Origin of the sequence: Achromobacter sp., from assembly GCF_049647645.1 — a bacterium.
In the GTDB taxonomy this organism is placed as follows: domain Bacteria; phylum Pseudomonadota; class Gammaproteobacteria; order Burkholderiales; family Burkholderiaceae_B; genus Achromobacter.
In genome coordinates this window covers 21,285-39,245 of record NZ_JBARYB010000020.1, presented here as the reverse complement: position 1 = coordinate 39,245, position 17,961 = coordinate 21,285, and the positions used below count along the sequence as shown (strand labels likewise).

Genomic DNA, 17,961 nt, shown 5'->3' with positions numbered 1-17,961 from the left:
GGGGGGCCCCCCCCCCCCCCCGCCGCTTCAACCGGGTCAGGTCGTCTCGGGCGGCCCGAAGTGCAGGCGCGGCACGGCGGCCAGCAGCCTGCGCGTCATGTCCTCGCGCGGCTGGTGCAGCACCGCGTCAGCCAGTCCCAATTCGATGATGCGGCCTGCGTCCATGACGGCGATGCGGTCCGCCAGATATTCGACCACGCCGAAGTTGTGCGTGATGAACAGATAGGCGATGCCGAGCTCGTGCTGCAGCTCGCGCAGCAGGTCCAGTATCTGCGCCTGCACGGAAACATCCAGCGCCGATGTGGGTTCATCGCAGATCAGCACTTTCGGTTCGACCGCCAGCGCCCGCGCGATCGCGATCCGCTGGCGCTGGCCGCCAGAAAATTCGTGCGGATAGCGCGCCAGGGTATTGGCCGGCAGGCCCACGCGTTCGACCAGCCGGGCGGCGTGGGCGCGGCGCGCCTCCTTGTCCATGCCGGCGCGCAGGGACGCCAGCCCCTCGTCCAGGATGTCACCCACCCGCATGCGCGGGTCGAGCGAGGCGTACGGGTCCTGGAAGATGATCTGGATGTCCTGCCTCAGGCGCTGCAGCGTGCGCCGGTCGGCGGACAACAAGTCCTGCCCCTGCAGCATCGCGCGGCCCGACACGCGTGCGCCGTCGATCAAGCGCAGCAACGCCTTGCCCGTGGTGGTCTTGCCGCAGCCGGACTCGCCCAGCAGGGCCAGGGTTTCGCCCGCCTTCAGGGTGAAGGTCACGCCGTCCACGGCCTTGACCCAGGACGCGATGCGGCGCAGCGGTCCCTTGCGCACGGGGTAGTGGACCTTCAGGTCCTGCACATCCAGCACCACCCCGGCGTCGCGCGCCTTGGGGCTCCCGGCCAGCCGGGCGTCGTCGCGCGCCATGGCCTCGCGGCCGCTTTCGGTCAACGGCGTGCCGCGCTTTTCAAATGTGGGGATCGCTTCGAACAGCTGCCGCGCATAGGGGTGCTTGGGCGCGCGGAAGAACTCCTCGGCGTCGGCGCTTTCGACGATCTCGCCGCCACGCATCAGCGCCACGTGGTGGGCGACGTTCTTCACCACCGCGAGATCGTGGGTGATCAGCAGCACCGCCATGCCCATTTCCCGCTGGATGTCGGCCAGCAGGTCCAGCACCTGCGCCTGCACCGTGACATCCAGCGCCGTGGTGGGTTCGTCCGCGATGAGCAGGACGGGTTCGGCCGCCAGCGCGATGGCGATCATGACGCGCTGCTTCTGCCCGCCCGAGAACTGGAAGGGATAGTCGTCGATGCGCCGCTCGGGTTCGGGGATGCCCACCCGCCGCAGCCAGTCGACGGCCCGCGCGCGCGCCGCGGCGCCGCGCAGGGGCGTATGGGCGATCAGGGTCTCGATGATCTGGTCGCCCACCCGCATGACCGGATTCAGGCTGGTGGACGGTTCCTGGAAGATGATGCCGATGCGCCCGCCGCGCACGCCGCGCATGGCGCTTTCCGGCAGGCGGTTGAGGTCTTCCCCGTCCAGGTCGATCTGCCCGCCCACGATGCGTCCGGCGTCGGGCAGCAGGCGCAATAGCGCCAGCGCCGTCATGCTCTTGCCGCACCCCGATTCGCCGACCAGCGCGAAAGTCTGCCGCCTGGAGATCGCCAGCTGCAGGCGTTTGACCGCATGCGTCATGCCGCTTTCGCTGGCAATGTCCACGTCCAGGCCGTGCACGTCAAGCAAGGGAGCCTGGCTCATGGCGCATCTCCCGGGCGGGACTGGCGCGTATCGGTGGCCAGCGCCGCGCGCGGTGCGCGGCCGAACAGGCCGAAGCGCGCCATGCGGCCGGGCTTGTAGCGACGCGTGCGCGGATCGAAGGCGTCGCGCACCGCGTCGGCGAACAGGTTGGCCGCCAGCACCAGCGCCAGCATGAACAGGAATGCGGTCATCAGGTTCCACCAGATCATGGGGTCGCGGGACATTTCCAGCCGGGCGCCGTCGATCATGGAACCGAAGGAATTCATGCTGGGATCCACGCCTATGCCCAGATAGGACAGCACGGCCTCGTACAAAACCAGGCCCGAGAACTCCAGCACCACGGTGATGAGAACCAGGTGCGCCACATTGGGCAGCAGATGGCGCGTCATGATGCGCCAGTGCGATACGCCGAAGGCCCGCGCCGCCTGCACGTATTCCAACTCGCGCAGCTTGAGGGTTTCGGCGCGCAGCAGGCGGCACAGCCCGGCCCAGCCGGTAAAGCCCAGGATCATGCAGAGCAGGAACAGCCGCAGGTCCGCGCGCGCGGCCGACGTGTCGAACAGGTCCGCGTTGTTGTCGATGTACACCTGCATCATCAGCGCGCAGGCCGCCACCAGCAGCACGCCCGGAATCGAGGTAATGGTGGTGTAGAGATACTGGATGCCGTCGTCGATCTTGCCCTTGAAGTAGCCGGCGGCGATGCCGAAGACGATGGCCGGCGGCAGCATCGCAATGGTGGTGAGGCTGCCGATGACCAGCGCCGTGCGGATGCTCTTGAGCGCCTGCCACAGCACGTCGTTGCCGATGCGGTCGGTGCCCAGCGCGTGATAGCCGCTGGACAGGCCGGCCAGGGCGCCCGCCGTCAGGCACAGTAGCGTGAAGGTGACGGCCATGGCGCGCCAGGGCACTTCCGAATAGCCGCCCTGCGGATCCCCGGCGGCAACCCGGGCGGCGCGCCGCCTGGCCAGGCCGGCATACATGATTCCAACCACGAAGGCGGACACCGCCAGCCCCGCGGCCAAGCCCAGCCCGACCCGCTTGGCCACATCGCCCAGGTGATCGCGGTCGGGATCCTGCAGATGGACGCCCGCGCCCCGCAGGCGGGGAAAATCGCGCACCGGCTTATCGTTGACGAGCATGGTTTCCTTGGTGAACTGCCGTATCGCCAAGGGCTCGGAATAGGTTTTTTCCGGCGTGGTCAGCACCGAACCCGTCAGCAGGCCGTCCAGCGCCGAGCGCACCGCGGGCGCATAGGCCGGCGGCGCGTCGGCGGCGGCGCCCGGAGCCGGCGGCAGCAGCGGCCGGTAGTGCACCGAGTCCAGCAGGCCCACCACCACGAAGGCGGCCAGAATCACGGCCGAGCACATGGCCGGCGTGTCGCGCGCCACGCGCGCCCAGGTCGCGCGCAGGTTCGGGCTGCGGCGCACGTGCCAGACATAGGCCAGCGCGCCCAGCGCCATGAGCCACAGCGCGATATCGGTCCAGAGGAAGACGAACTTGGGCATGGCGGCTACTCGAATCGGACGCGGGGGTCGGCCAGCGTGTAGGAAATGTCGGCCAGGATCAGCCCCACGATGTAGAGCGCGGCGCCCAGGAACACCATGGCGCGCACGATGGAGAAGTCCTGCGCGTTGATGGCGTCGATGGTGTAGCTGCCCAGCCCTGGAATGCCGAAGAAGGACTCCGCGATCAAGCTGCCCATGAACAGCAGCGGCAAGGCCGCCACCGTGCTGGTCAGGATGGGCAGCATGGCGTTGCGCAGCACATGCCGGAACAGCACGATGCGTTCGGCCAGCCCCTTGGAGCGCGCGGTGCGCACATAGTCCTTGCCGATCTCTTCCAGGAACAGGGTGCGGTAGAAGCGCGCTTCCGGACCCAGCCGCGACACGATCGCGACCAGCACCGGCAACGCCAGGAACTTGACCACGTCGAGCCCGCCCGAAAAGCCCGAGAACGGCACCAGCCGCAGCAGCTTGGCGAAGACCCATTGGCCGGCGATGATGTAGAACAGGCTGGAGATGGATAGCAGCAACACGCAGACCACCACGCCCCAGAAGTCGAGCCGCGTGGCGCGGAAGTAGACCAGCGTCAGGGAAAAGACGATGCTGACGAACAGCCCCAGGAAAAAGGTGGGCACCGCCAGGGCCAAACTGGGGCCCATGCGCGTCTTGATCTCGCGGCCGATGTCGCGCCCGCCGTCGGACGCGCCGAAGTCCATGACCAGCAAGGGCACTGAGCGCTGGTAGAACACGGTGTCGGTCAGTTGAGCCGCGCCTTCCGCCTTGGCGTTGAAGAACAGCGGCTTGTCGTAGCCGCGCTCGACCTTCCATTTTTCAATGGCATCCGGGTTGACGCGCTGCCCGCCGATGGCCAGCCGCGCCATGTCGTCGGGCGTATTCACGGCGAAGAACAGGACGAAGGTGAAAAGGTTCACGCCGATCAGGATCAGCACGCCGTACAGCAACCGGCGGATCACGTAGCCGATCATGATTGATGCTCCTTGCCCAGGGCCGGCGTAAATGCCGTCTGGCGCTCGCGCCGCTTCAGCGCCACATACGAAGGCCATATCGCCAGCGCCAGCAACAGCGCGAACAGGCCGATCGGCCACCACCGCGGATAGTTCCACTCATCGATCTTCTGCTGCCGCAGGGCGGCATCGATCTTCATGTACTGCAGCGTGTTGCGGACCATCTGGGTCGGCTTGGCGTTGCCGACCCACTGCTGGTAGGCACCGCCCGACATCGGGAAGTAGCCGAACATCCAGGGTGCGTCGCGCTGCACGATGGCTATCATCCTGGCGATGAGCTGTGCCTTTTCGGGACCGTCGTCCAGGAACTTCATCTGCTCGAAGAGGCGGTCGAACTCGGGGCTGGCGTAGTTGGCCGCATTCTCCCCGCCGCCCTTGGCCTTGGCGTTGGGGCCGTAGAGCAGGAACAGGAAGTTCTCGGCGTCGGGATAGTCGGCGTTCCAGCCCCACAGGAAGATTTGCGCCGACCCGCGCATCATCTTGTCCTGGAAGCGGTTGTAGTCGGTGGCGCGCACGTCCAGCTGCACGCCTATCTTGGCCAGTTGGCGCCGCATCCAGTCGAACTGCGGATTGGAGCCGCCGCCCTGCATCGAGTCGTAATAGAGCACCAGCGGCGCGCCCGTCTTGGCGTTGCGGCCGTCGGGGTAGCCCGCTTCGGCCAACAGGCGACGGGCCACGTCCACGGACTTGCGCACGGGTTTGCCGTCCACCAGGTCGTAGACCACCGGATTCACGCCTTCGGGCGGTTCGCGGTAGCCAAGCACGCCCGGCGGCACCGGGCCATAAGCCACCGAGGCCTGGCTGTTCTCGAACACGGCCACGTATTCCTCCCAGTCGAAGGCGATGCTGATGGCCTGGCGCAGCTTGCGGTTCTTTTCTTCCTGCGCCGGCGTATCGCCCTTGCCCACCACCGGGTCCAGCCAGTTGAAACCCATGTACCAGTTGGCGGTCTCGACCGTGGTCGGCAGCTTGATGCCATGCTCGCTGTACAGGCGCGCCTTGTCCTGGCTGTCGCCAGCGGCGACCAGCATGGCCACGCCATACTCGCCGCGCTCGATCTGCGGCACGTCGTAATAGCCCTGCAAGAACTTGCCGGTCAGCGGGATGGCTTCCTTTTCGACGCTGAATTCCGCGCGGTCGATGAAAGGCGTGGGCTTGCCGCAGTCGGCCAGCAGGCCGGCGGCCGCGTCGCCGGGCTCGCCTTCGCAGGGATAGGGTTCGCCATGGAAATTGGGATTGCGGCCCAGCACGTGGCGGCGGTTCTGCAACGACTCCACCAGCATGTACGGGCCGGTGCCCACCGGCCAGGTGTTGAACGACAGATCGTGCGCCCCCATGCCGGGCTGGCTGTAGAAGCGGTCGGCTTCCCAAGGAATGGGCGCGGTGAAGGTCATGGCCAGCCAGTATTTGAACTGCGGGTACTTGCCGTTGACGCGGATGCGCAGCGTGTGCGGATCCAGCGCCTGCACGCCCGTGAAACCGTCGGCCTCGCGCAGGTCCAGCCAGGGCGGCGCGCCGGCGCCGCCCGGCACATCGCGCCGCAACGCCTGGTCGCGCTGGCGCAGGCGGTCTGCGTACTCTTTCAGGCCGGCCACGTGCTCGGTCATGAGGCTGGAGATCGGCGACACCACGCGCGGGCTGACCAGGCGCCGGAAAGCGTAGACATAATCGTCGGCCGTCAGTTCGCGCGTGCCGGCGCGCGGGAAGTCGGGAATGTAGAACTTGTCGTCCAGTTCGCCCGCGGCCAGCGGAAAGTAGTCGTAGCTGCCGTCGGTCTTGCGGGCGAAGGCCGGATGCGGCGCGTAACGCGCGCCAGGCCGGATCTTGATGTCGTAAACGCTTTGCGCGATCTGCTCGCCGGGGGTGTCGGCGGGCAGCGTGTTGCCTTGCGCGTCCAGGTAGACGGGCGGGTCGATCGACGCCGCCGCGCGCGGCACCAGTTCGTAGGGCCGCTTCAGGTAGTGGTAGCCGTACAGCGTCTCATAGATGTTGTACGTATAAGGGGTCTCGTCGCCGGAATAAGAGCTGGCCGGGTCCAGGTACTTCGGAGACCGCTTGACGAAGGCGGAAAACAGCGTGTTCTGGCTTTCGGCGCCGGACGGGTACGGGCTGTTGATGGGGCTCTCTTGCGAGCAGCCCGCCAACGCCAGCGACAACAGCATGGCCGCCGCCCAGAGCCGCTTCAATGCACGCATGGAAACCTTCCCTTCGAATCGTTGCGACAGAGGATAGCAAACACGGGCCAGGGACTATACCCAGGCATCCCCCAAGGCAGTCCGCCCTCAGGCGCGGTTTCCAGCCCGGAGCCGCCCAGGCTCAGCCGCACTGGCGCTGCCGCCAGCAGTCGTAGCGCCACTTCCAGGGTTGCATGGCGCCCGGCTGCGCCCACAGGCCGCGCCCGGCCGCCTTGGCCTGGCGCTGCAGGTCCGGCATGGCCTTGTCGCGCAGGTAGTCGCCCTGGCGCGCGGTATAGGCCCAGGCGTAGCCGGCCTCCACTTGCAGGCGGTTGGCCGAGCGGCCGTCATCCAGGATCAGGGCGCAGACTTCCCGGCCGTACTGGTCCTTCTCGTAGCACTGCGCGGTGAGCGTCTTGCCCGCGACCAGGCCAGCCAGGCTCTTGCGCGCGGCCTCGGCATAGGGCTGTCCCGGCTGGTCGGAGCCATGGCCCTCTTCCGGCGCGTCGATGCTGTCCAAGCGGATGCGGTGCTGGCCGTCCGGGGCGCGCAGGGTCACGGTGTCGCCGTCGGCCACGTTCACGATCGAGCCCGTCAGCGTGTAGCTGCCCTGCGGTATGCCGCCGGCCAGCGTTGCGCCCGGGCGGTTCGGAGCTGAAGCAGTCGGACGTTCGGTCCGGTCCTGCCCGTCCCGTCCCGAGGGCTGCAGCCAATTGACGATGGCGCCGGCCGCCGCAAGTATCAGGGCGACGATCAGGGCGGTCAGCTTGCTGCCGCCGCGAAAGTTGGGTTTGCCACGCACCGCTAGCGCTCCAGGTAGGAAAACGCAGGCAGTTTGCCATAAAGGCCGAGCGCGAAGCCGTGTTTTGGGCGATGGTGATCTATGAGTTGCGCGCGCTGGACGCCAGCGACCATTCGCGCGCGCAACTCCTACAGCCAGCCCGACTTGCGGAACCGCCAATACAGCAGCGTACAGATCGATGCGATGACGCCCAGCGTGATCGGATAGCCCCAGGGCGATTTCAGCTCGGGCATGAACTCGAAGTTCATGCCGTAGATACCCGCGATGGCCGTAGGCACCGCCAGGATGGCGGCCCAGGACGCCAGCTTGCGGGTGGTGTCGTTCTGGGCCGCCTGGCCGATCATCAGGCTGGCTTCAAAGGCGAAGGCCAGGGATTCGCGCAGCGAGTTGAACAGTTCGTCCACGCGCAGCACGCGGTCGGCGACCTCGCCGAAGTACGGACGGGCATGCTCGTCCACCGCCGACATCTCGACCCGCGCCAGGCGGCGGCAGATCTCGGCCAGCGGCGACACCACGGTATGGATGCGCAGCAGGTCGCGGCGCTGGCGGTATAGCCTGCGGATGTCCGAGTCCTTGGCGCCGCGGATCAGCAGCTTCTGCTCGGCGCCCTCGACCACGGATTCGATCTTGCCGGCCGCCGCGACGTAGCGGTCCACCAGCCAATCCAGCAATTCCGAGGCCACGTAATCGCTGCCGCGCTTGAGCAGGTCGGGCGAGGCTTCCAGCCGTTCGCGCAAGGGGCTGTGGCCGGCGGTGGCGCCGCGCCGCACCGTGACCAAAAAACCGTCGCCGATGAGGAACTGGGTCTCGCCAAAGATGGGACGCTCGGCCTCGACCTCCACCGTGATGGCGACGATGAGGATCATATTGCCGTAGTCGATGATTTTCGGCCGCCGGTGGGATTCCAGCATTTCTTCCTGATTCTTGTCGCAGGCGCCGAGCTCGCTGGCGACCTTGGCCAGCATTTCCGGGCGCGGATTGCGCAAGCCGATCCACAGCATGCCGTGGTCCTGGCTGACGTACTGGGCGACCTCATCGATCGGGACCTCGCGGTCCCGCCGTCCGTTCACGTAGGCGATCGATGCGACGACTTCTCTCTTGGAGTCGTCGGCGGCATGTTCTTCAGTAGCCATAAACACCCTTTTGCAATGCGATCCCTACCGGACAGCTTATATATCGGGCGATGATAGCCCAGCCTAGGAGAACAGGTTGCGCACCCGCTTGGCCACGTCCACGCTGGGCGCCTGCGGTTCCTTGGGCGCGCCGCGCCCCTCGGGCAGATCCGGCGGCTTGGGCAAGTGATCGAACAGCGGCAGCATCGCATTGGTGATGTAGCGGGTGCGCGATCCGTAGACGTGGCGGTCGCCCATGCCGGTCTGCTGGTGCACATAGAAGCGCTGCGGCACGATCAGCTGCAGGCGTTCCTTGGCGCGCGTCATCGCCACGTACAGCAGGCGGCGCTCTTCCTCGATTTCCTCGGCGGTGCCGGTGCTCATGTCGGACGGAATGCAGCCGTCGACCACGTTCAGCACGTAGACCGCCTTCCATTCCTGGCCCTTGGCGGAATGGATGGTGGACAGGATCATGTAGTCCTCGTCGCGATGCGGCGCGCCGGACTCGTCGCTGGTGGCGTCCGGCGGATCCAGCGTCAGCTCGGTCAGGAAGCGTTCGCGCGTGCCGTAGCTCGCGGCGATGCGCGCCAACTGGTCCAGGTCCGCGCGGCGCACGCGCGCATCGTCGTACAGGCGCTCCAGCTGCGCGCCGTACCAGCGCAGGGCCAGGTCCACGTCGGCAGGCCATTTCAGCGCAGGGTCGCACAGCGCCGCGTAGGTGTCGGCGAAAGCCCCCCACTCGCCCTGCGCCGCCGCGCCCGGCTTGAACTCGCGCAACGCGCGCAGGGGTTCGGCGGACGCCGACATGGCGTCCATCAATTTGCCCGCCGTGGCCGGGCCGATGCCGGGCAGCAACTGCGCCACGCGAAAGCCCGCCATGCGGCCGCGCGGATTTTCCGCCCAGCGCAACAGCGACAACAAGTCCTTGACGTGCGCGGCCTCCAGGAAGCGCAGGCCGCCGAACTTCACGAAGGGGATGTTGCGGCGGGTCAGCTCCAGTTCCAGCGCGGCGCTATGGCTGGCGGTGCGGAACAGCGCCGCCTGCGACTTGAGCGTGGCCCCGCCCTCGCGTTGCGCCAGCACCTGGTCGGCCACCCAGCGCGCCTGGCCGGCCTCATCGCTGACCGTGACCAGTTCAGGCAGCTGCGACGACTTGCGGTCGGTCCACAAGTCCTTGGCGTAGCGCTCGGTAGCCAGGCCGATCACGGCGTTGGACGCGTTCAGTATGGGTTGCGTGGAACGGTAATTGCGGTCCAGCGTGATGACGCGCGCGGGGGTGGGAAACTGCCCCGGAAAGTCCAGGATGTTGCGCACCGTGGCCGCGCGGAACGAATAGATGGACTGGGCATCGTCGCCCACCACCGTCAAGCCGCGCCCGTCCGGTTTCATCGCCAGCAGGATGGCGGACTGCAGGCGGTTGGTGTCCTGGTATTCGTCCACCAGCACGTGGTCAAAGCGCGCGCCCACGTCGGCCGCGATGCCGGGCTCGCCCATCATCTCGGCCCAATAAAGCAGCAGGTCGTCGTAGTCCAGCACCTGCTGGTCCTGCTTGGCCGCGACATAGGCGCGGAACAGGTTCTTGAGTTCATCTTCCCATTGCGCGCACCAGGGAAAGGACGTCTTCAGCACGTCGGCCACCGGCGTCTGGCTGTTGACCACGCGCGAATAAATGGCCAGGCAGGTGCCCTTGAGCGGAAAACGCGACTTGGTGGACGACAGGCCCAGCTCGTGGCGCACCATGCCCATCAAGTCCTCGGCATCGCCGCGGTCATGGATGGTGAAGGCTTCGGACAAGCCGATGCGTTGCGCGCAATCGCGCAGCAGGCGCGCGCCGATGGCATGGAAGGTGCCGGCCCAGGGCAGCGACGGCGCCTGCTGGGTGGCGCGCAGGTTCATCACCCGCTGCAGCACCGAGCCCACGCGCCGTTCCATTTCCTGCGCCGCGCGGCGCGAGAAGGTCAGGAGCAGCATGCGCTGCGGGTCCGCGCCGTTCAGGATCAGGTGCGCGACCCGGTGGGCTAGCGTGTTGGTTTTGCCCGAACCCGCCCCCGCGATCACCAGCAGCGGACCACCGTCGCCCGGCGCGCCGGCCACGCCGAACTCGGCGGCTTCGCGTTGGGCGGGGTTGAGATCGGCCAGGGGATCGGGACGGTTGGAGGCGGATGGGGACGGCGAGTGGGTTTGGTCGGACATGGAGCGGGGCCGCAATGCCGCGGCCGCTGAAAATTAGAGGACCGGCGTTGCCCGGCCCTCGGTGAGCACTGTATATTTATACAGAATTTTTTCACTTCCGTCTGATTTGCCCGTGGCCATGCGCCTACTAACCGGCACCGCCTCCTGGACCGACCCCACCCTGCTGGCCTGCGGCCGCTTTCCCATGGCCGAGGTCGATTCCAGCTACTACGCCATGCCCACGGCCGAAAACGCCTATCTCTGGGCGCAGCGCACGCCGGAAGATTTCGTCTTCAATATCAAGGCCTTCCGGCTGTTCACCGGTCATCAGACGCCGCTTTCCGCCCTGCCCGCGGACATCCGGCGCGAACTGCCGGACTGGCCCGAACCCTTCATCTACCACGACCGCATGCCCGCGGATTTGCGCGACGAACTCTGGCGCCGCTACCAGCTCGCGCTGGAACCGCTGCGCATGCCCGGCAAGCTGGGCGCGGTGCATTTCCAGTTCCCGCCCTGGATCCGGCGCGACGCCCGCGGCCGCGCCCGCGTCGCCGACTGTGCGCGGCGCATGGAGGAACACCTGGTGTCGGTGGAATTCCGCCACCGCAGCTGGTTCGAGTCGCCCTCCGCCACTGCGGACACGCTGGCCTTCGAACGCGACCTGGGGGTGGCGCACACGGTGGTCGACAGCCCTCAGGGCTTTGACAACACCGTGCCCGCCATCTGGGAATGCACCCATCCGGAACTGACGCTGCTGCGCCTGCATGGGCGCAACACCGCCACGTGGAACGTGTCCGGCGCCGCATCCTCGGGCCGCTTCCAATATGAATACTCCGAGCAGGAGCTGGCCGAACTGGCCGAGCGCTTCTTGCGGCTGGCCGCGCAAAGCGCCCAGGCGCACGCGGTCTTCAACACCAATTTCGAAGACCAGGGCATGCGCAACGCCGCTGCCTTCGCGGCCGCGCTAGCGCCGGCCTGAGGCGGCCAGGGGCTGCGCCGCGGCGGGCGCGGGCGCGCGCGCCACTTCATTCAGGCTTTCCAGCAGCACCTCGAACTTGCGCGCGATGTCGTGCTCGGGCACGCAGGCGTAGCCCAGCAGCAGGCCGGGCCGGCGGCCCTCGTCATTGACGTAATAGCGCGACAGCGCGCGCGTCAGCACGCCCTTGCCGCGCGCCACGTCCACCACGCGCAGGTCGTCCATGTCCTGCGGCAGCGTCAACACCAGATGCAGCCCCGCCATGCTGGCGTCGCGATGCAGCCAGTCGGGTCCCAGCCGCCGTTCGATCAGGTTGACCAGCATGGCGCGGCGGCGTCCGTACAGCATGCGCATGCGGCGGATGTGGGCCGCGTAATGCCCTTCCGAGATGAAGGTGGCCAGGGCCGCGTGCGTCATCAGATGGCCTTCGCGGTATAGCTCCGCGTGCGCCGCCTGGAACGCGGCGGTCAGGGTCTTGGGCAGCACCAGATAGCCCACGCGCAGGCCCGGGTAGAGGGTCTTGCTGAACGTGCCCATATAGATCACGGGCGCGTCCGGCTCCAGTCCCAGCAGCGAAGCGATGGGCCGGCCCGAGAAGCGGAATTCGCTGTCGTAATCGTCTTCGATGATCCAGCTGCCGCTTTGCCGCGCCACTGCCAACAACTGGCGCCGGCGCGTCAGCGACATGACCGGGCCCAGCGGATACTGGTGCGAAGGCGTGACGAAGATGAAGCGCGGCGGCGTGCCGACGGTCTCCGGCAGGCGCATGCCTTCCTCGTCCACCGGCAGGTGCACGGTGTGCAGGCCGTTGGCCTGCAGGATGGTGCGCGCGCCCCAATAGCCCGGATCCTCGACCCAGGCGGTCTCGCCGGCCTCGCCCAGGATGCGGGTGGTCAGGTCGATGGCCTGGTGCGAGCCTTCGGTGATGATGATCTGCTCGGGATCGCAATCGATCGAGCGGGTCAGCGCCAGATGCTGCGCCAGCGCCTCGCGCAACGCCGGCAGCCCGCCGCCATAGGCGTAGGTCAGCAGGTCCGGCGAGGGATTGCGCCACAGGGCGCTGAAGATGCGGCCGAACTTCTTGTGCGGGAACTCGGTCAGGTCGGGTACGCCGGGCATGAAGGCGCCCCATTGGTAGGGCGAGGCCGAGACGCCGTCGACGATGGCAGCGCCGCGCGGCGACAGCGCCGGACGCGCTTGCGCCGGCGGCGGCTGGCTTTTGCGCCGGCCGCTGGCCAGGTAGGAATCCGGGACCGAGGCGTTGACGAAGGTGCCGTTGCCCTGGCGGCTGCGGGTGTAGCCTTCGGCCAGCAGCTGGCTGTAGACGTGGACCACCGTGTTGCGGGCGATGCCGAGCTCGGCCGCCAGGTCGCGCGAGGCGGGCAGGCGCGAGTCCGCGGCGATGGCCCCGTCCAGGATGGCTTCCCGGATACCGCGGTACAGCCGCTTGTTCATGGGCTCGCTGGAGCCGTCCGCCAGCCGCAGCTGCAGCAAGTCACCGACTATGGACCGCAATTGGTTCTACCTGATTTATAAAAGTGGTTCCCACAAATGGGGCCATCGTAGCATTAAATAAGGTTTTCCCGCCCATCATGCTCTCCGAGGCTGAGATGAAGAATCAGGACCTGAATACCCGCCGTTCCCTGGCCACGCCCCGCGGCGTCGGCGTCATGTGCGACTTCTACGCGGTGCGCGCCGAAAACGCCACCCTGTGGGACGCCAATGGCAAGGAGTACATCGATTTCGCAGGCGGCATCGCCGTCCTGAACACGGGCCATCTGCACCCGAAGATCAAGGCCGCGGTTGCCGCACAGCTGGACAACTTCACCCACACGGCCTATCAGATCGTGCCGTACGAAGGCTATGTCTCGCTGGCCGAGCGCATCAACCGCCTCGCTCCCATCGACGGCCTGAAGAAGAGCGCCTTCTTCACCACCGGCGTGGAAGCCGTCGAAAACGCCGTCAAGATCGCGCGTTCGGCCACCGGCCGCTCGGGCGTCATCGCTTTCTCGGGCTCGTTCCACGGCCGCACCATGCTGGGCATGGCGCTGACCGGCAAGGTCGCCCCGTACAAGCTGTCGTTCGGTCCGATGCCCGGCGACATCTACCACGTACCCTTCCCCAACGCCACTCAGTCCATCAGCGTGGCGGACTCGCTCAAGGCGCTGGATCTGCTGTTCAAGTGCGACATCGATCCCAAGCGCGTCGCGGCCATCATCATCGAGCCGGTGCAGGGCGAAGGCGGCTTCAATATCACCCCGCCCGAACTGATGACGGCGCTGCGCAAGGTCTGCGACGAGCATGGCATCCTGCTGATCGCCGATGAAGTCCAGACCGGCTTCGGCCGCACCGGCAAGCTGTTCGCCATGGAGCACCACTCGGTCCAGGCCGACCTGATCACCATGGCCAAGAGCCTGGGCGGCGGCTTCCCGATCTCGGGCGTGGTCGGCCGCGCCGACGTCATGGACGCGCCCGCCGCCGGCGGCCTGGGCGGCACCTATGCCGGCAACCCGCTGGCGGTCGCCGCGGCGCACGCCGTGCTGGACGTGATCGCCGAGGAAAAGCTGTGCGAACGCGCCGTCATCCTGGGCGACAAGCTGCGCGCGCATCTGGAAGGCCTGCGCGCCAAGGTTCCGGGCATCGCCGACGTGCGCGGCCTGGGCTCCATGGTCGCCGTGGAGCTGAACGATCCCGCCAGCGGCAAGCCGGACGCGGAAGCGGTCAAGCGCGTGCAAGCCCGCGCCATCGAAAAGGGTCTGATTTTGCTAAGCTGCGGTGTGTACGGCAACGTCCTGCGCTTCCTGTACCCCTTGACCATCCCCGACGCCCAGTTCGATCGCGCGCTGGCCATCCTGTCCGAGGCGCTCGCCGCCTGACGCACAGGGCCTGAACAAACCGGTATTCCGGCGGGCAGGCACGAGTTTTGCGGGCGTAGCGGGTTACCCGCCACGCCCGTAAACGTTTCCTGGCCGGCCGCTTCCATTCAAGGAGACTGCAACAATGACCGCACTGACTCATCCCCTGGCGCGCCCCGACCTGCTGCGCGACGCCTGCTACATCGACGGCAAGTGGGTAGCCGCCGGCAACGGCCCGTCCATCCCCGTGGACAATCCCTCCACCGGCAAGACCATCGTGTCCGTGCCCAAGCTGGGCCGCAAGGAAGCCGAACAGGCCATCGCCAGCGCCGAGGCCGCCCTGCCCGCCTGGAGCGCCAAGACCGGCAAGGAACGCGCCGCCATCCTGCTGAAGTGGGCCCAGCTCATGATGCAGAACCAGCAGGACCTGGCCGCCATCATGACGTCCGAACAGGGCAAGCCCGTGACCGAAGCCGCCGGCGAAATCGCCTATGCCGCCTCGTTCCTGGAGTGGTTCGGCGAAGAAGCCAAGCGCATCGACGGCGACATCCTGCAAAGCCCCAAGGCCGGCCAGCGCCTGATGGCGCTCAAGCAGCCCATCGGCGTCACCGCCGCCATCACGCCCTGGAACTTCCCGGCCGCGATGATCACGCGCAAGGTCGGCCCGGCCCTGGCCGCTGGCTGCACCATGGTGGTCAAGCCCGCCCAGCAGACCCCGCTGACCGCACTGGCGCTGGCCGTGCTGGCTGAAGAAGCCGGCGTGCCCGCGGGCGTCTTCCACGTCATCACCGGCAGCTCGCGCGAGATCGGCGCGGCCCTGTGCGAAAGCGATGTGGTGCGCAAGCTGAGCTTCACCGGCTCCACCGAAGTCGGCCGCACGCTGATGGAGCAATGCGCCCCCACCATCAAGAAGCTGTCGCTGGAACTGGGCGGCAACGCGCCCTTCATCGTGTTCGACGATGCCGACCTGGACCGCGCCATCGACGGCATCCTGGCCTCCAAGTACCGCAACGCCGGCCAGACCTGCGTCTGCGCCAACCGCATCTACGTGCAGGCCGGCGTCTACGAAGAGATCGCCAAGCGCCTGGTCGCCAAGGTCGAAGCCATGAAGGTCGGCGACGGCTTCGCCGACGGCGTGACCCAGGGCCCGCTGATCGACGGCAGCGCCGTGGAAAAGGTGCAGGAGCACATCGCCGACGCGACGTCGCACGGCGCCAAGGTAATCGCCGGCGGCAAGCCGCATGCGCTGGGCGGCACCTTCTTTGAACCGACCGTGGTGCGCGACGTGACCCAGTCCATGCGCTTCGCGACCGAGGAAACCTTCGGTCCGGTGGCTCCGCTGTTCCGCTTCGAAACGGAACAGGAAGTCATCGGCATGGCCAACGACACCATCTTCGGCCTGGCCGCCTACTTCTTCACCCGCGACTACGCCCGCATCTGGCGCGTGTCCGAAGCGCTGGAGTACGGCATCGTCGGCATCAACACCGGCATCATCTCCAACGAAGTCGGTCCGTTCGGCGGCGTCAAGCAATCCGGCCTGGGCCGTGAAGGCTCCAAGTACGGCATCGAAGAGTACCTGGAGATCAAGTACCTCTGCGTGGACCTGGGCGCCTGAACGGCCCCGGAGGCGCGGCCCTCGCCGGCATCTCCGGCGAGGGCCGCGCGCATTTCCTGCGCGGGTTTCCGGCAGTCCGACATGTTGCATCCCGGCCCGCGTCCGGCGTGGTAGATTTGCGCGTTCCCCAAACGAACGAGTCCGTATGAGCAGAACCTTTACCCGCGAGGACACCCGCCGGCTTGCGGCCGTCCTGGCCGAGACGGCCCTGGCGGAAGTCATGCCGCGCTTTCGCAATCTGCCGGAAGGCGCGGTGCGCGGCAAAAGCTCCGCGCGGGATCTGGTGACCGATGCGGACGAAGCCGCCGAGCGCCTGATCGCGGCGCGCCTGGCCAAGCTGCATCCGGGCGCCGTGCTGATCGGCGAGGAAGCCTCGGCGCGCAACCCCGCGCTGCTCAACATGCTGGTCGACGCCGACCTGGCGTTCCTGATCGACCCCATCGACGGCACCCGCAACTACGTGGCGGGCCTGCCGCTCTTCGGCATGATGATCGCCGCCTGCCATCGCGGCGACGTGATCGCGGGCGTCATCTACGACCCGGTCAGCCGCGACAGCGCGCTGGCCGTGCGCGGCGAAGGCGCCTGGATGGAATACGAAAATGGCAGGCAGGTCCCGCTCGCGGTGGCCAGCCCCGCGCCTCCCGACGACATGGACGGCCTGATCTCGACCGGCGCCCTGCCCGAGCCGCTGCGCACAACCGTCAACAGCAATCTGTCGCGGCTGGGCAGCACCGCCTCGCTGCGCTGCGCCGCGCACGAATACCGCATGCTGGCCGCGGGCCACTGCCATGTCGCGCTGTACAACCAGCTGACCGCCTGGGATCACGCGGCCGGCTGGCTGCTGCACCGCGAGGCCGGCGGCTACGCCGCGCACTTCGATGGTTCCCCCTACAAACCCACGCACCGCAGCGGCGGCCTGCTGTACGCGCCGGACGCCGGCAGCTGGCACGCGGCTCGCAAAGCGCTAATGGGGGACGTGGCGGAAGCCGGAGAGACTTGACAGATCGCCCCCGAGAAAGGTCAAAAACTCGGGGTTATCCCTAGGAATTATCCACAGTTCCTGTGGACAACCCTATGGAAAGGTCTGTAACAGCGGAAAAAAACCTTTTCAGGGCAAGCACTTGCTTAGACCGGTCAAAAACCGGCCGACCGCAGGCCGCTTTACAGCGCATCCAGCGCCACGGCGCAAGGCAGTTCCACCTTGAGGGTCAGCATGCTGTCGGCGCGGGTGCGTCCCAGGTTGATGGCCGCTATCGGCATGCCGTTGCGCGAAGCGGCGGACACGAACCGGTAGCCCGAATACACCATCAATGAAGATCCCACCACCAGCACCGCGTCGGCGTTCATGAGGCCGGCGTTGGCGCGGTCCACCCGCTCGCGCGGCACGGTTTCGCCAAAGAACACCACGTCGGGTTTGACGACGCCGCTGCAGCGTGGACAGGGCGGCACCTTGAAGCGCGCGAAGTCTTCACCTTCCAGATCGGCGTCGCCGTCGGGCGCGTCCGTGGCATCCAGCAGCATCCACTGTGGATTGCCGTCCTGCAGCCTCTCCTGCCAGTCCTGGCGGCCGCCGCGCCAATCGCAGGCCATGCAGCGCACCTCGTCGAGCCGGCCGTGCAAGTCCACGACCTCGCGGCTGCCGGCGGCCTCGTGCAGGCCATCGACGTTCTGCGTCACCAGCACCGAGACGCGGCCGCGCGATTCCAGCCGCGCCAGCGCCCGGTGCGAGGTATTGGGCTGCACGCGGCCAAAACGGCGCCAGCCCACCATGCTGCGCGCCCAGTAGCGCGCCCGCGCCAGTTCGCCGCCCATGAAGGTCTGCAGCGTCATGGGCGGCTTGCGCTTCCATTCGCCTTCGGTGTCGCGGTAGTCGGGAATGCCGGAGTCGGTGCTGACGCCCGCCCCCGTCAGCACGAACAGCCGCGGGTGGCGGTCGACGAAGCCGCGCAGCGCGGCCAGATCCGAGACTCGTGTGTCCATCCAGGCTCCTCAAT

General features: G+C 67.4%; 13 protein-coding genes. 4 read left to right on the top strand and 9 right to left on the bottom strand.

Translation table 11 applies throughout. The annotated features are described in order from the left end of the window. Positions 1-36: 36 nt before the first annotated feature. The 7 genes from WBB14_RS02315 to WBB14_RS02285 all read right to left on the bottom strand — a co-directional run bounded on the left by WBB14_RS02315 (position 37) and on the right by WBB14_RS02285 (position 10,542). Positions 37-1,734 (bottom strand): ABC transporter ATP-binding protein, encoded by a 1,698-nt coding sequence (locus tag WBB14_RS02315; RefSeq protein ID WP_424238396.1) that lies wholly within the window; start codon positions 1,732-1,734, stop codon positions 37-39. After that, positions 1,731-3,239 (bottom strand): ABC transporter permease, encoded by a 1,509-nt coding sequence (locus WBB14_RS02310; RefSeq protein ID WP_424238395.1) that lies wholly within the window; start codon positions 3,237-3,239, stop codon positions 1,731-1,733. Before WBB14_RS02310 ends, WBB14_RS02315 begins: the two co-directional genes overlap by 4 nt. A 5-nt stretch (positions 3,240-3,244) precedes the next feature. Further along, on the bottom strand, positions 3,245-4,222 hold the full coding sequence (locus WBB14_RS02305; RefSeq protein ID WP_332013748.1) for an ABC transporter permease: 978 nt from the start codon (positions 4,220-4,222) through the stop codon (positions 3,245-3,247). Next, a complete protein-coding gene (locus tag WBB14_RS02300) occupies positions 4,219-6,456 on the bottom strand; it encodes an ABC transporter substrate-binding protein (RefSeq protein ID WP_424238394.1) in 2,238 nt (745 codons plus the stop codon). Before WBB14_RS02300 ends, WBB14_RS02305 begins: the two co-directional genes overlap by 4 nt. Positions 6,457-6,577: 121 nt before the next feature. Then, complete coding sequence (locus WBB14_RS02295; protein ID WP_424238393.1) at positions 6,578-7,237, bottom strand: thermonuclease family protein; 660 nt, start codon at positions 7,235-7,237, stop codon at positions 6,578-6,580. Between the two features lie 128 nt (positions 7,238-7,365). Next, positions 7,366-8,370 (bottom strand): magnesium and cobalt transport protein CorA, encoded by a 1,005-nt coding sequence (locus tag WBB14_RS02290; RefSeq protein ID WP_332013751.1) that lies wholly within the window; start codon positions 8,368-8,370, stop codon positions 7,366-7,368. Positions 8,371-8,433: 63 nt separating this feature from the next. After that, positions 8,434-10,542: an ATP-dependent helicase gene (locus WBB14_RS02285; RefSeq protein WP_424238392.1), complete on the bottom strand. Its 2,109-nt coding sequence runs from the start codon at positions 10,540-10,542 to the stop codon at positions 8,434-8,436. Between the two features lie 118 nt (positions 10,543-10,660). Here WBB14_RS02285 and WBB14_RS02280 point away from each other — a divergent pair, with 118 nt between their 5' ends. Beyond that, on the top strand, positions 10,661-11,500 hold the full coding sequence (locus WBB14_RS02280; protein WP_424238391.1) for a DUF72 domain-containing protein: 840 nt from the start codon (positions 10,661-10,663) through the stop codon (positions 11,498-11,500). On the opposite strand, the gene WBB14_RS02275 is transcribed toward WBB14_RS02280, so the two are convergent. After that, positions 11,486-13,012 carry a PLP-dependent aminotransferase family protein gene (locus tag WBB14_RS02275; protein WP_424238390.1) on the bottom strand — a complete coding sequence of 509 codons (1,527 nt, stop codon included), beginning with the start codon at positions 13,010-13,012 and terminating at the stop codon, positions 11,486-11,488. The two genes, WBB14_RS02280 and WBB14_RS02275, sit on opposite strands and share 15 nt — an antisense overlap. Before the next feature lie 95 nt (positions 13,013-13,107). Between WBB14_RS02275 and WBB14_RS02270 the strand changes: the two genes are divergently transcribed. The 3 genes from WBB14_RS02270 to WBB14_RS02260 all read left to right on the top strand — a co-directional run bounded on the left by WBB14_RS02270 (position 13,108) and on the right by WBB14_RS02260 (position 16,967). After that, entirely contained in the window at positions 13,108-14,373 is a 1,266-nt protein-coding gene (locus tag WBB14_RS02270; RefSeq protein ID WP_424238389.1) for a 4-aminobutyrate--2-oxoglutarate transaminase, read from the top strand. A gap of 124 nt (positions 14,374-14,497) precedes the next feature. Continuing rightward, positions 14,498-15,967, top strand: a complete 1,470-nt coding sequence (locus WBB14_RS02265) for an NAD-dependent succinate-semialdehyde dehydrogenase (RefSeq protein ID WP_424238388.1) — start codon at positions 14,498-14,500, stop codon at positions 15,965-15,967. 145 nt (positions 15,968-16,112) lie between these two features. Continuing rightward, entirely contained in the window at positions 16,113-16,967 is an 855-nt protein-coding gene (locus WBB14_RS02260; protein ID WP_424238387.1) for an inositol monophosphatase family protein, read from the top strand. 161 nt (positions 16,968-17,128) lie between these two features. Here WBB14_RS02260 and WBB14_RS02255 read toward each other — a convergent pair whose 3' ends face one another. Then, a complete protein-coding gene (locus WBB14_RS02255) occupies positions 17,129-17,947 on the bottom strand; it encodes an NAD-dependent protein deacetylase (RefSeq protein WP_424238386.1) in 819 nt (272 codons plus the stop codon). Positions 17,948-17,961: the final 14 nt, after the last annotated feature.

What these genes read in the sequence shown, in the direction of transcription:
- WBB14_RS02315 (WP_424238396.1), bottom strand. Translation starts at nt 1,734, where the DNA reads ATGAGCCAGGCTCCCTTGCTTGACGTGCACGGCCTGGACGTGGACATT.
- WBB14_RS02310 (WP_424238395.1), bottom strand. Translation starts at nt 3,239, where the DNA reads ATGCCCAAGTTCGTCTTCCTCTGGACCGATATCGCGCTGTGGCTCATG.
- WBB14_RS02305 (WP_332013748.1), bottom strand. Translation starts at nt 4,222, where the DNA reads ATGATCGGCTACGTGATCCGCCGGTTGCTGTACGGCGTGCTGATCCTG.
- WBB14_RS02300 (WP_424238394.1), bottom strand. Translation starts at nt 6,456, where the DNA reads ATGCGTGCATTGAAGCGGCTCTGGGCGGCGGCCATGCTGTTGTCGCTG.
- WBB14_RS02290 (WP_332013751.1), bottom strand. Translation starts at nt 8,370, where the DNA reads ATGGCTACTGAAGAACATGCCGCCGACGACTCCAAGAGAGAAGTCGTC.
- WBB14_RS02285 (WP_424238392.1), bottom strand. Translation starts at nt 10,542, where the DNA reads ATGTCCGACCAAACCCACTCGCCGTCCCCATCCGCCTCCAACCGTCCC.
- WBB14_RS02280 (WP_424238391.1), top strand. Translation starts at nt 10,661, where the DNA reads ATGCGCCTACTAACCGGCACCGCCTCCTGGACCGACCCCACCCTGCTG.
- WBB14_RS02270 (WP_424238389.1), top strand. Translation starts at nt 13,108, where the DNA reads ATGAAGAATCAGGACCTGAATACCCGCCGTTCCCTGGCCACGCCCCGC.
- WBB14_RS02265 (WP_424238388.1), top strand. Translation starts at nt 14,498, where the DNA reads ATGACCGCACTGACTCATCCCCTGGCGCGCCCCGACCTGCTGCGCGAC.
- WBB14_RS02260 (WP_424238387.1), top strand. Translation starts at nt 16,113, where the DNA reads ATGAGCAGAACCTTTACCCGCGAGGACACCCGCCGGCTTGCGGCCGTC.
- WBB14_RS02255 (WP_424238386.1), bottom strand. Translation starts at nt 17,947, where the DNA reads ATGGACACACGAGTCTCGGATCTGGCCGCGCTGCGCGGCTTCGTCGAC.